Source organism: Pseudomonas alkylphenolica (assembly GCF_004025535.1).
Taxonomy (GTDB): domain Bacteria; phylum Pseudomonadota; class Gammaproteobacteria; order Pseudomonadales; family Pseudomonadaceae; genus Aquipseudomonas; species Aquipseudomonas alkylphenolica_A.
The window spans coordinates 801,706-815,173 of sequence record NZ_QJRG01000034.1; the positions used below are offsets into that span (position 1 = coordinate 801,706).

A 13,468-nucleotide genomic window follows, 5' to 3' on the forward strand; every position below is an offset into this window, starting at 1 on the left:
GCCTCTATCGGCATCATTCAGACGTAGTTGCCCGACATGCTCAAACGCCTTGCTTACCTGGCGCTCTGTGTTTGCGCCCCGCTCCACGCTACCCCTTCGTTCGATGATGCACGCCTTGCGCAACTGGCGGCCGACCGCTACTGGATCGCCCTGGGGCACTATGAAACGGCCAAGCTTGGCGGCTGGCGTAGCTACGTCGATGACCGGCAGTTTTTCCTTGCCGAAGACGGTGCGCACCACCCCGACCAGGAATTGCGCGCCACGCTCCAGGCGCTGTATGCACCGGCCAGCCTCGGCGATAAACACGCACAATGCGTGTTTCCTGCCCGTACCCGCTGGCTGCGCGAGCAGCTGCAGCTCGATGACCTGCCTGCACCGGATTGCAAGGAATACACCCAGTGGTTCAAGGACATTGCCCCGCACAGCGCAGTGATGATCTTCCCTGCGGCTTACCTCAATAGCCCCTCTTCGATGTTCGGCCACACTTTGCTGCGCATCGACCAGGCCGATGTGCAAACCAACGACACCGCCCTGCTCAGCTACGCGATCAACTTCGGTGCCTACATCGAGGGCAGCGACAACAGCATTCTCTACGCCTGGAAGGGCTTGATGGGCGGCTACCCCGGGTTGTTCGCCCTGGTGCCCTACCAGGAAAAGCTCTCCGAGTACCGCAGCCTGGAAAACCGCGACCTGTGGGAATACCGCCTGAACCTGACCCCGGAAGAAACCGGGCGTATGGTCGAGCATGTCTGGGAACTCAAACAGATCCAGTTCGACTACTTCTTTTTCGACGAGAACTGTTCCTACCGTCTGCTCGAGTTGCTTCAGGTCGCCCGCCCGAGCCTGGACCTGACGTCACAGTTCCCGCTGACTGCAATCCCCACCGACACGGTCAAGGCGGTCAAGCAGTCGGGCCTTGTGGAGCGTATCGATTACCGCCCGTCCCGCGAGCGTGAGCTGCTGGAACGGGCCAAGCCGCTTGCTGACAACGAACAGCAACAGGTACTGGCCGTCAGTGCCGACACCGCACAGTTGCAAAGCCCAGAGTTCACCGCCCTGCCCCGGGACCGTCAGGCGCTGGTGCAAGACGCCGCCTATCGCCTCGAGCGTTACCGTGCCAACGGCCGCGAGCGCGATCCCGAGCGCAGCAAGCGCAGCTTCGAACTGCTGCGGGCGATCAACCGCAACCCGCCACCAGAGCTGGAGGTCGAGCGCCCGGGATTACCCGAGGACGGCCACGACTCACGCACCTGGCAGTTGGGCGCGGGCACTCGCGAAGACCGCGCGTTTGCCGAGTACGGCCTGCGCATGGCCTATCACGACCTCAACGACAATGCTTATGGCTTCCCACTGGGCGCGCAGATCGAGATTCTTCAGCTCAAAGTGCGTCAGTACGAAAACAACGACTGGCAGGTGCAGCGCCTGGACCTGGCTACCATTCGCTCGCTGACCCCTCGCAACGACCTGCTGCAACCCTGGTCGTGGCAGGTTACCGGCGGCCTGGAGCGAGTGCTGGGCAAGCATGACGATGAAGTGCTGGTCAGCCACGTCAACGGCGGCGCCGGCAGTACCTGGCAACTGGCCGACGATATGCTGGGGTTTGCCCTGGGTACGGTTCGGGTCGAGCACAACAACGACTTCGCCCAGTTCATTGCTCCCGCGGCCGGCTTCAATACCGGGCTGCTCTGGCGCAACCCGCTGGGTAACTTCACCCTGGAAGCAAAGGGTGACTACTTCACTAATGGCGAAGTGCGCCGCAGCCTGAGCCTGAACCAGCAATGGGAGCTGTCACGCAACCTGGGCCTGAGGCTCAGTGCCAAACGCGAGTTCAGCCAGCTGGCCACCGCGCAGAATGAGGTGATGCTGGAAGTGAAGTGGTATCACTATTGAGCGGTTCGCGGATAAATCCGCTCCTACGGGTTTTGTGCGATGGCTTCACGTCCTTTTGACACGGCGACGACAACTCCCCCACTAGACTTTCCCCGGCAAACGGAGAGTCTGAGTTATGTGGCGGTATGGCGTGTTGTTGGGGATGGCGGTGCTGGTGACGGGTTGCCAGACAACCCACGAGCAATTGATCAATCAAGGTTATCCACCGGCGTATGCCGACGGCTTTCAGGACGGTTGCAGCAGCGGCCGCCAGGCTGCCGGGGTGATGGCCGGGGATTTTCGCAAAGACGTGCCGCGCTACCTGCACAACCGTCAATACGAAACCGGTTGGGACGATGGCTTTCGCCAGTGCCACGCCATGCGGGAGAACCAGGACCTGCAGGAGTACCAGGCACGCCACCGGGACGAGCGCGACGAACAGTGGCAGGAAGAGAAGGATCGCGACGCGGCCCGCGCCTATCGACGCAAATAGGTCGCAAGCAGACAGCCCGCTCGGCGCTGAATCTGTCAGCATGGTCTCAGTGCACAGGAGACCGTCATGAGTCGCGCATTCGTCAATGAAGACCAGGCTGCAGCCCAGGCCGACCAGCCTGTAGAGCGCCGGATCAGCGAGCAGCCCAATCATGTAACCGCCGCCGGGCTTGCCCAGTTACAGCAACGGGTAAGCGAATTGAACAGGCTGCGCAGCGAATTGCAGGCCCAGGGTGAACGCGCCGACAACCAACGTCTGGCCGACACCGAGCGCGACTTGCGCTATTTCAGCGCGCGCCTGCAGAGCGCCCACGTCATGCCTAGGGCAATTGCCACGGACAAGGTGCAAATCGGTAGCTGGGTGAGTTTTATCGATGAAAACAATCAGTCGCATCAGGTGCAACTGGTGGGTGAAGACCAGGCCGATGCTGCGCATGGCCTGATCAACTGGGGTTCACCCCTGGGCCGGGCGCTGCTGGGGGCCGCGCCTGGTGACGAAGTGCTGTGGCGACGACCTGCGGGTGATCAGTTGATCGAGATCGTCGCCATTACACCCGAGGTTTAGACCACGCCTTGCGCCAGCATGGCATCGGCCACTTTGACGAAACCGGCGATGTTGGCGCCTTTGACGTAGTTGACCCGGCCATTTTCCTCGCCGTAGTGCACACACGCGTGGTGAATCGACTGCATGATGTTGTGCAGCTTGCTGTCGACTTCCCCTGCCGTCCACAGCAGGCGCATGGCGTTCTGCGACATTTCCAGGCCACTGACGGCGACGCCGCCGGCGTTGGAGGCTTTACCCGGGGCAAACAGGATGCCCGCGTCGATAAAGATATCCACCGCTTCGAGGGTGGTTGGCATGTTCGCGCCTTCCGCTACGCAGATGCAGCCATTGCGCAGCAGCGTGCGGGCGTCTTCGGCGTTGAGCTCGTTCTGGGTGGCGCACGGCAGGGCGATGTCGCACGGCAGGTTCCACGGGGTTTGGCCCTTGCGGAACTCCAGACCGAAACGCTCGGCAAGTTCGCTGATGCGACCGCGCTTGACGTTTTTCAGCTCCATCACGGCATCCCACTGCTCGTCGGTCATGCCTGCTTCACAGAACAGGGTGCCTTCGGAGTCGGACAGCGAGATTACCTTGCCGCCCAGGTCCATGACCTTGCGTGCAGCATACTGGGCAACGTTGCCGGAACCCGAGATGGCCACGCGACGGCCGTCGATACGCAGGTCCTGGCGCTTGAGCATCTCTTCGGCGAAGTACACACAGCCGTAACCGGTGGCTTCCGGACGAATCAGGCTGCCACCGTAGGTCATGCCCTTACCGGTCAGTACCGAAGTGAACTGGTTGGCCAGGCGCTTGTACTGGCCGAACATGAAGCCGATCTCGCGGGCGCCGACGCCGATGTCACCGGCCGGTACGTCCAGGTCGGCACCGATGTGGCGGTACAGCTCGCTCATGAAGGCCTGGCAGAAGCGCATGACTTCAGCGTCGCTCTTGCCCTTCGGATCGAAGTCCGAACCACCCTTGCCGCCGCCCATTGGCAGTGAGGTCAGGGAGTTCTTGAATACCTGCTCGAAGGCCAGGAACTTGAGCACGCCAAGGTTCACCGACGGGTGGAAACGCAGGCCGCCCTTGTACGGGCCAATGGCGCTGCTCATCTGGATACGGTAGCCACGGTTGACGTGGACCTTGCCTGCATCGTCGACCCACGAAACGCGGAACAGGATCGCCCGCTCAGGTTCGACCATGCGCTCGAGAATACCGGCCTGCAGGTAATGCGGATTGGCCTCAAGGAAAGGCCAGAGGCTGCGCAGAACTTCTTCAACGGCCTGGTGGAACTCAGGCTGGGCAGGGTCGCGCTGTTTCAGGCGCGCAAGGAAATCTTCGACGGATTCGATCATAGACACTTCACCAGATAGAGATTTGGACTTATTGGTTTTTTTCCAGACTCTACCAAGAACCGGTCGCACCGGAACAGAGCGATATGTCGTTTTTATGAAATTAAATGGTGCATTTGTATAAGTGTATACATGTTGCCCGGCGCCACCCGAGGCTCTTTACCCTAGTGCCCGCTGGGCATTGGGCGCGGTTTGCGCGCCAAAAAAAACGGGACCCGAAGGCCCCGTTTCAGTGCAAAACCCGAAGGTTTATGCCAGTTTTTTGTGCCGTACCCGATGTGGCTGGGCAGCAGCTTCGCCGAGACGCTTCTTGCGGTCGGCTTCGTACTCGGTGTAGTTGCCTTCGAAGAACACCGCTTGCGAGTCGTCTTCGTACGCCAGGATGTGAGTGGCCACACGGTCCAGGAACCAGCGATCGTGAGAGATCACAATGGCAGCGCCCGGGAAGTCTAGCAGGGCTTCTTCCAGCGAACGCAGGGTTTCGACGTCGAGGTCGTTGGACGGTTCGTCGAGCAGCAGGACGTTGGCGCCCTCCTTGAGGGTCAGGGCCAGGTGCAGACGTCCACGCTCACCACCGGAGAGGTCCTTGACGAACTTCTGCTGGTCGCCGCCTTTGAAGTTGAAGCGGCCGACGTAGGTACGCGACGGAATCTCGTAGGTACCGATACGCAGCTGGTCGGAACCGTCGGAGATCTGCTGGAACACGGTCTTGTTGCCGTCGAGGTCTTCGCGGCTCTGGTCGACGCAGGCCAGCTGTACGGTTTCACCGATCTCGATGCTGCCCGAATCCGGCTGTTCCTTGCCCATGAGCATGCGGAACAGGGTCGACTTACCGGCACCGTTACCGCCGATAACGCCAACGATGGCGCCTTTCGGCATGCTGAACGACAGGTTGTCGATCAGGACGCGGTCGCCATAGCCTTTGGTGACGTTCTTGAATTCGATGACCTTGTCACCCAGGCGCGGGCCGGCCGGAATGTAGATTTCGTTGGTTTCGCTGCGCTTCTGGAACTCCTGCGACTGCATTTCTTCGAAGCGTTGCAGACGGGCCTTGGACTTGGACTGGCGGGCTTTGGCGCCTTTGCGCACCCACTCCAGCTCTTCCTTCATGGCCTTTTCGTGGGCCGACTGCTGCTTGGATTCCTGGGCCAGACGATCGGATTTGGCTTCAAGCCAGCCCGAGTAGTTGCCTTCGTACGGGATACCGGCGCCGCGGTCGAGCTCGAGGATCCAGCCGGCGACGTTGTCGAGGAAGTAACGGTCGTGGGTAATCGCTACCACGGTGCCCGGGAAGTCGTGGAGGAAGTGTTCCAGCCAGGCGACGGAGTCGGCATCCAGGTGGTTGGTCGGTTCGTCGAGCAGGAGCATGTCTGGTGCGGACAGCAGCAGGCGGCACAGGGCCACACGACGCTTTTCACCACCGGACAGGTGTTCGACCTTGGCATCCCAGGCCGGCAGGCGCAGAGCATCGGCTGCCACTTCCAGCTGACGCTCCAGATTATGGCCATCGCTGGCCTGCAGGATGGCTTCAAGCTTGGCCTGTTCGGCCGCCAGCTTGTCGAAGTCGGCATCCGGTTCGGCATAGGCCGCGTAAACCTCGTCCAGACGCGCTTGGGCGTCCTTGATGACGCTGACCGCTTCTTCGACCACTTCACGCACGGTCTTGGTCGGGTCCAGCTGCGGTTCCTGTGGCAGGTAACCGATGTTCAGCTCAGGCATCGGGCGCGCTTCGCCGTCGAACTCGGTGTCGACGCCCGCCATGATCTTCAGCAGGGTGGATTTACCCGAGCCGTTCAGGCCCAGCACGCCGATCTTGGCGCCCGGGAAAAACGACAGGGAGATATTCTTCAAGATTTCCCGCTTCGGCGGGACAACCTTGCCCAGCCGATGCATGGTATAGACGTATTGAGCCATGGAAAAACCTAGCGTCAGAGACGAAAAAATGGGTGCAATGCAGATAAAGGAAGCCGCAGCCTCCTGGAAAGGGCCAAAGCTACCGTAATGCGCCCGGTTGGGCAAACCGCCGACGAACAGGGCTGGCACTTTGCCACGTTTGCGGGCATGCTAGCCGCCCTCCGGGCGTCGGGCTTATAGTGCGTATCCGGAGTCGCCGCCAGGACCGCGGCCCTTGCCAGCCAGCAACTCTAAACCTGCCATCCAGCCATACCGCAGGATCACCGTTTGACCAATCTCTCTCAGCCGACACCTTTGCGCAAACCGTCCAGCGCGTCCGGCTCGCCATTGCGTGGTTCGCTGAAAAGCGCGCTGGCCCTGCTGGTCCTGCTGCTGCTCGGCCTGCTGCTGTGGCAACTGGTCGACCAATACCGCCACACCCAGGCAGACCAGTACCAGCATAGCCTCAATGCCAGTGCCGAGCTGGCCGACCACATGGCCCTGAACATGTCCCTCAAGGCTCAGGTGGCGCACAACATCATTCAGCCTTACCGTACGTCGCCACGTCCTGATCAACTGCCTGCGGTGCTGGCGCAGTTGCAGCAGCAGATGCCGGCGCTGCACAGCCTGGCCTGGATCGATGCTCAGGGGCAGGTGCTGGCCGACAGCCTTGGCCAGACGCCTGACCGCGGTACGCTTGACGAGCTCGTCCGGCTGAATCAGGGCCACGATTACTTCTTCAGCAACTCGGTGGACAATCAGCACGTCTATCTATTGCTTCGTCAGCCCGGCGTTACACCGGGTTACTGGTTGTTGCGCCTGAACCCGAGTTACTACGGCGAGCTTACCTCGCACCTTGACCGCCCCAACCACCCCCTGTGGCTACTGGAAAACAGCCGCACCGGCGAGATCATCAATCGCCACCAGCCAACGCCAGGCAGTGACGAACCCCTGCAAAGCGTGATGCTGGCATTTCTGGATAACAGCACCTGGCAATTGCGCGGCCTGTTCGACGCCGGTCTCGCCCGGCAACAGTTGCTGCCGGCATTGGTGGGCAAGTGCCTGCTTGGCCTGTTCTGTGCCCTGCTGCCGCTACTGGCCCTGTTCAACATGCGCCGGCGCCATCGCATGCTGCACGAAAGCCGGCGGCGCTATCACGACATATTCGAAGGCACTGGCGTTGCCCTGTGCGTGCTGGACCTTTCCGGACTGCCTGCGCAGCTGGAACGTCACCGCCTGCGCAGCCGCCAGGCCCTGCAACAGCGCCTGGCGTACGACCTGCCACTGCGTCGTGTCTTGCTGCAGGAGTTGAAGGTCACCGAGGTCAATCAGGTGGCGCTGCAGTTGCTGGGGGTCAATTGCTGCAACCAGGCCTGGCATTATCTGGTGGAAGGCGCACAAGCCGGCACCGAAGGCATTGGCGTGCAATTGCTCGAAGCCGTGCTGGATAACCAGAGGCAACTGGAGCTTGAAGTTCGCCTGCCTGGCAGCGAAGGTCAGGACCTGCACCTGTGGCTGATGGTCCGGTTCCCGGAGCAGAAACAGGATTACCAGGCCGTTATCCTCAGCATCAGCGACATCACCAGCCGCAAGCAGGTCGAGTTGTCGCTGCTTGAGCGCGAAAGTTTCTGGTCGGATGTGGTCCGTACCGTGCCTGATCAACTGTATGTGCAAGATGTCAAAAGCCAGCAGATGATCTTCAGCAACCGCCACCTGGGCCAGACCCTGGGTTATGACCGCGCGCAACTGGCGCAGATGGGTGAACGCTTCTGGGAGATCCTGCTGCACCCGGACGATGCCGAGCTGTATCGACACATGCGCGAGAAGCAACGCAAGCCAGGCGGCGATGATCAGTTGCATTGCCAGTTGCGCTTCCGTCACCGCGATCAACGCTGGCTGCGCTTCGATATCCGCGAACAGGCCCTGAGCCGCGATGGCAATGGCGTGGTCACGCGTATTATCGGCGTGGGCAAAGACGTCACCGATCAGATTGAGGCCAGCGAGTCGCTGCGTGACAGCGAGCAACGCTATCGCATGCTCGCCGAAAGCATCAGCGACGTGATCTTCTCGACCGACAACCAGCTGCAGCTCAACTACGTCAGCCCTTCCGTGCTGGCGGTGCTGGGTTATGAAGTGGAGTGGATCTTCGAGAACGGCTGGCAATCAACCATTGCCAACCCGGCGCAGTTGACCGGCATCTATAACCTGATCGAGCGGGTCAACCGCGCCTTGGGCAATCCGCAGCAATTGGCACAGCTGCGTACCCAGCTGCCCAACCAGCTGTTTCTGTTCGATTGCCTGCGCGCCGATGGCCGCAAGATCCCCATCGAACTGCGGCTGGTGCTGGTCTGGGATGATCAGGAACATTTCGAGGGCATCCTCGGCGTCGGCCGCGATATCAGCCAGCAGCGCCGTGCCGAAAAAGACCTGCGCATGGCGGCCACGGTATTCGAACACTCCACCTCGGCGATCCTGATCACCGACCCCGCCGGTTACATCGTTCAGGCCAACGAAGCCTTCAGCCGGGTCAGCGGCCATGCCGTGGCCGATGTACTCGACCAGTTGCCGGGCATGCTGACGGTGGATGAACAACAGGAAGCGCACCTGCGTTATGTGCTCAAGCAGCTCAACCAGCGCGGCACCTGGGAAGGCGAAGTCTGGCTGAAGCGGCGCAATGGCGAACATTACCCGGCCTGGGTCGGCATCACCGCCGTGCTCGACGATGAAGGCGACCTGGCCAGCTACGTGTGCTTTTTCACCGACATCAGCGAGCGCAAAGCCAGCGAACAACGCATTCATCGCCTGGCCTACTACGACGCCCTGACCCACCTGCCCAACCGCACCCTGTTCCAGGACCGGCTGCACACGGCCCTGCAACAGGCCGAGCGGCAGAAAGCCTGGGTGGTACTGATGTTCCTTGATCTGGACCGTTTCAAGCCGATCAATGACTCCCTCGGTCATGCGGCCGGTGACCGCATGCTCAAGGACATGGCCGAGCGGTTGCTCGATTGTGTCGATGACGACGATACCGTAGCGCGCATGGGCGGTGACGAGTTCACCCTGCTGCTGCAACCACGCGCAACCCGTGAAATGGCCCTCAACCGCGCCATCAATGTTGCCGAGCAGATTCTCAGCAGTCTGGTGCGGCCATTCGTGCTGGAGAATCGCGAGTTCTTTGTCACCGCCAGTATCGGCATCGCCCTGAGCCCACAGGACGGCAGCGAACTCAGCCAACTGATGAAGAACGCTGACACCGCCATGTACCACGCCAAGGAGCGCGGCAAGAACAACTTCCAGTTCTACCAGGCCGACATGAACGCCAGTGCCCTGGAGCGCCTGGAACTGGAAAGCGACCTGCGCCACGCGCTGGAGCAGAACGAATTCATTCTTTATTACCAACCGCAGTTCAGCGGTGACGGCAAGCGCCTGACCGGGGCCGAGGCGCTACTGCGCTGGCGTCATCCACGCCGCGGCCTGGTGCCGCCGGGCGACTTCATCCCGGTGATCGAAGAGCTGGGCCTGGTGGTGGATGTCGGCGACTGGGTGCTCAAGGAAGCCTGCCGCCAGCTCAAGGCCTGGCACCAGGACAAAGTGCGGGTGCCCAAGGTGTCGGTGAACATCTCGGCACGGCAGTTCTCCGATGGCCAGCTGGGTACCCGGATTGCCACCATCCTTGAACAAACCGGGCTGCCGCCGGCGTGCCTGGAACTGGAACTGACCGAGAGTATCCTGATGCGCGAGGTCAACGAAGCGATGGTGATCCTCGATACCCTGAAGAAACTCGGCCTGAGCATTGCGGTCGACGACTTCGGTACCGGCTACTCATCGCTCAACTACCTCAAACAGTTCCCCATCGATGTGCTCAAAATCGACCGCACCTTCGTCGACGGTCTCCCCGAAGGCGAACAGGACGCGCAAATCGCCCGCGCGATCATCGCCATGGCGCACAGCCTGAACCTGGCGGTAATCGCCGAAGGCGTGGAAACCCACGAGCAACTGGAGTTTCTCCGCGAACACGGCTGCGACGAAGTTCAGGGCTACCTGTTCGGGCGGCCTATGCCGGCCAACCAGTTCGAAGCGCAGTTCAGCAACGAAACGCTGTTCATGTTCGAGTGATGCTGTGCCGATCCGGCCTCATCGCTGGCAAGCCACTTTGTAGAAGCCGGCTTGCCGGCGATGGAAACACCTTCCATCTCAGAATGAAGCCCACTTGTCTGCGACATGATGCCCTTTCATATGCCAGACAAAACCTGATGAGGTAGAATGCCCGCCTATTTCAGCACGATCCTTGAGGACCGCCATGTTCAGCCGTGATTTGACCATTGCCAAGTACGACGCCGATCTCTTTGCCGCTATGGAGCAAGAAGCCCAGCGTCAAGAAGAGCACATCGAGCTGATTGCTTCGGAAAACTACACCAGCCCGGCTGTCATGGAAGCCCAGGGTTCGGTTCTGACCAACAAATACGCAGAAGGCTACCCAGGCAAGCGTTACTACGGCGGCTGCGAATACGTCGACGTGGTTGAGCAACTGGCCATCGACCGCGCCAAGGAACTGTTCGGCGCCGACTACGCCAACGTCCAGCCGCATGCAGGCTCGCAAGCCAACGCTGCCGTTTACCTGGCCCTGCTGTCGGCCGGTGACACCATCCTGGGCATGAGCCTGGCCCACGGTGGTCACCTGACCCACGGCGCCAGCGTCAGCTCTTCGGGCAAACTGTACAACGCCGTTCAATACGGCATCGACGGCAACGGCCTGATCGACTACGACGAAGTCGAGCGCCTGGCTGTCGAGCACAAGCCAAAAATGATCGTTGCCGGTTTCTCGGCCTACTCGCAAGTGCTGGACTTCCCGCGCTTCCGCGAAATCGCTGACAAGGTCGGTGCCTACCTGTTCGTCGACATGGCCCACGTTGCCGGTCTGGTCGCTGCAGGCGTTTACCCGAACCCGGTTCCATTCGCCGACGTGGTAACCACCACGACCCACAAGACCCTGCGCGGTCCACGTGGCGGCCTGATCCTGGCCCGTGCCAACGCCGACATCGAGAAGAAGCTGAACTCCGCAGTATTCCCGGGCGCCCAGGGTGGCCCGCTGGAGCACGTTATCGCCGCCAAGGCGATCTGCTTCAAAGAAGCACTGCAGCCTGAGTTCAAGGCCTACCAGCAACAAGTGGTGAAGAACGCCCAGGCCATGGCCGGCGTGTTCATCGAGCGCGGTTTCGACGTCGTTTCCGGCGGTACCCAGAACCACCTGTTCCTGCTGTCGCTGATCAAGCAAGAGATCTCCGGTAAAGACGCCGACGCTGCTCTGGGTCGCGCCTTCATCACCGTCAACAAGAACTCGGTACCGAACGATCCACGTTCCCCGTTCGTCACTTCCGGCCTGCGCTTCGGCACCCCGGCTGTGACCACCCGTGGTTTCAAAGAGGCCGAGTGTAAAGAACTGGCCGGCTGGATCTGCGACATCCTGGCTGACCTGAACAACGAAGCGGTGATCGATGCCGTTCGTGAGAAGGTCAAAGCCATCTGCAAAAAGCTGCCGGTTTACGGCAAGTAATCGCAGTTAGCAGATGTGAAAAAGCCCGCAGCGATGCGGGCTTTTTTTGCCCTGCCGGTATACACATTCCCTCTGCCCGCTGCGCTACGATAAACCTAGTCTGAGATCCCGCACCTGAACGCCCCAGGTGCCCACTCGAGGACATTCCAAGATGCTCACTCACCAGCAACAATCCTTCATCGCCGAAGTAAGCAGCCCTGGGGCTGACCTCAACTTTCTGGGTGTCCTGCTCGGCCAGCCCGTGAAAATCATGCTTCCGGGTACGGGGGGAGGCGTATTCAGTGGTCGCTTCAACTACCGTGATGATTCACATCTACTCAGCCATCAAGCCAGTACGCAGTCACCGCCGGTCCTGACGCTGTACTTTTCCCATACCGACAAGGGTTACCTGCTTTATGTCAGATCGAGCGGCCCGCAATTTGACAAAGCTATCAGCAGCTGCCCTTCAGGTGCGATTGGGGCCTTTCATCCCGACGAAGTCGCACCAACTCACTTTGAAATAGTCGGACCGAAAGGGCCAGTGACGCTATCCGATATAGGCGCAAGCCAGTTCACCTGTCTTTTGAGGGACCATAAATCAGGCAATTGCGTGCACCGTTCGAGGCGTCACGACTCCAGCCACATCTACCTGTTTTCCAACCGAAACGAGCAGTTACCCTTCAGGGTCAAAATTCTCGAACGCAACATTTGAGGCGAAAGAGTGCTTTGGCGCCTGTGATAATCGAGAAGCCCCCGTCAGCGCGCGGGCTTCATCTGTCGATAATCAGTTCAACGCCTTGAATCCCTCCTGGATCTTCGCCTCCGGCAGCTCATCGCCGATAAACACCATCACGCTCTCGCGCCTCTCGCCTTGGGTCCACTCGGTATCCCAGTCAAAACCATAGAGCTTCAGCACGCCCTGGAAGACCAGGCGCCGATCTTCCCCGGCGATGTTGAGCACGCCTTTGTATCGCAACAACTGCTTGCCATGGTCTTCCAGCAACTGGTTCATGAAGTCGCTGAGCCGATCGATGTCCAGCGGGGTATCGGTGCGCAGCACCATGCTGGAGATGCGGTCCGGGGTGACAGCCTGGCTGACCGGACGCAGGCTCAGACCGCCGCCAAGGTCGGCATTGAGGTTGAAACCGCGTACATCGAGCAGTTCGGCCAGGTCAATGCGACCGTGCTCAACCACCCGGATCGGCGCTCGGCGGTTGATGCGCGCGAGACGCTCGCTCAGGGCCTGGAAGTCAGCCGGTTCGACCAGGTCGGTCTTGCTCACCAGCAAACGGTCGGCAAACCCCACCTGCGCCTGGGCAATGGCCTGGGTCAGGTGCTGGTCGGCGTGCGCGGCATCGACCAGGGTGATGATGCCGTCGAGGATGTAGCGCTCGCGCAGTTCCTCGTCGATAAAGAAGGTTTGTGCCACCGGTGCAGGATCGGCCAGGCCCGTGCATTCGATCACCAAGCGGTCGAAGGCAATTTCGCCAGCGTCCAGACGCTCCAGCAGCAGAAACAAGGCCTTGGTCAGGTCGGTGTGGATGGTGCAGCAAACGCAGCCGTTGGCCAAGGTCATGACCTGTACCGGTTCATCGCCCAACAGCTGGGTATCGATGCCGGCATCACTGAATTCGTTCTCGATCACGGCGATCTTCAGGCCGTGTTCGGCCTTGAGCAGATAACGCAGCAAGGTGGTCTTGCCGGCCCCCAGAAAGCCGCTGAGCACTGTTACGGGAATGGGCGCGTGCAAACGAAAATCTCCTGAACTGAAAATGACTGTGGGAG

The 13,468-nt window shown here is 60.6% G+C and carries 9 protein-coding genes; 6 read left to right on the top strand and 3 right to left on the bottom strand.

Features of this window, described 5'->3' with window-relative positions; all coding sequences use genetic code 11:
* Window positions 1-36 precede the first annotated feature (36 nt).
* From DM813_RS07875 to DM813_RS07885, 3 genes are all read left to right on the top strand, one after another.
* Entirely contained in the window at window positions 37-1,890 is a 1,854-nt protein-coding gene (locus DM813_RS07875; protein WP_128322838.1) for an Lnb N-terminal periplasmic domain-containing protein, read from the top strand.
* Window positions 1,891-2,005: 115 nt separating this feature from the next.
* Complete coding sequence (locus DM813_RS07880; protein WP_128322839.1) at window positions 2,006-2,362, top strand: hypothetical protein; 357 nt, start codon at window positions 2,006-2,008, stop codon at window positions 2,360-2,362.
* Window positions 2,363-2,428: 66 nt separating this feature from the next.
* Complete coding sequence (locus tag DM813_RS07885) at window positions 2,429-2,926, top strand: GreA/GreB family elongation factor (RefSeq protein ID WP_128322840.1); 498 nt, start codon at window positions 2,429-2,431, stop codon at window positions 2,924-2,926.
* On the opposite strand, the gene gdhA is transcribed toward DM813_RS07885, so the two are convergent.
* Window positions 2,923-4,260, bottom strand: coding sequence for an NADP-specific glutamate dehydrogenase (gene gdhA, locus DM813_RS07890; RefSeq protein ID WP_128322841.1), 1,338 nt, complete (start codon window positions 4,258-4,260; stop codon window positions 2,923-2,925). The genes DM813_RS07885 and gdhA overlap by 4 nt on opposite strands.
* Window positions 4,261-4,506: 246 nt before the next feature.
* On the bottom strand, window positions 4,507-6,171 hold the full coding sequence (gene ettA, locus DM813_RS07895; protein WP_128322842.1) for an energy-dependent translational throttle protein EttA: 1,665 nt from the start codon (window positions 6,169-6,171) through the stop codon (window positions 4,507-4,509).
* 267 nt (window positions 6,172-6,438) lie between these two features.
* Between ettA and DM813_RS07900 the strand changes: the two genes are divergently transcribed.
* The 3 genes from DM813_RS07900 (at window position 6,439) to DM813_RS07910 (ending at window position 12,395) form a co-directional block, all read left to right on the top strand.
* The gene (locus DM813_RS07900) at window positions 6,439-10,266 is read left to right on the top strand and encodes a bifunctional diguanylate cyclase/phosphodiesterase (protein ID WP_128322843.1); all 3,828 of its coding nucleotides are present in this window, start codon (window positions 6,439-6,441) and stop codon (window positions 10,264-10,266) included.
* A 184-nt stretch (window positions 10,267-10,450) separates the two neighbouring features.
* A complete protein-coding gene (gene glyA, locus DM813_RS07905) occupies window positions 10,451-11,704 on the top strand; it encodes a serine hydroxymethyltransferase (protein WP_128322844.1) in 1,254 nt (417 codons plus the stop codon).
* A gap of 151 nt (window positions 11,705-11,855) precedes the next feature.
* Entirely contained in the window at window positions 11,856-12,395 is a 540-nt protein-coding gene (locus DM813_RS07910) for a hypothetical protein (RefSeq protein ID WP_128322845.1), read from the top strand.
* Between the two features lie 72 nt (window positions 12,396-12,467).
* Here DM813_RS07910 and yjiA read toward each other — a convergent pair whose 3' ends face one another.
* On the bottom strand, window positions 12,468-13,433 hold the full coding sequence (gene yjiA / locus DM813_RS07915; RefSeq protein ID WP_128322846.1) for a GTPase: 966 nt from the start codon (window positions 13,431-13,433) through the stop codon (window positions 12,468-12,470).
* Between the last annotated feature and the right edge of the window lie 35 nt (window positions 13,434-13,468).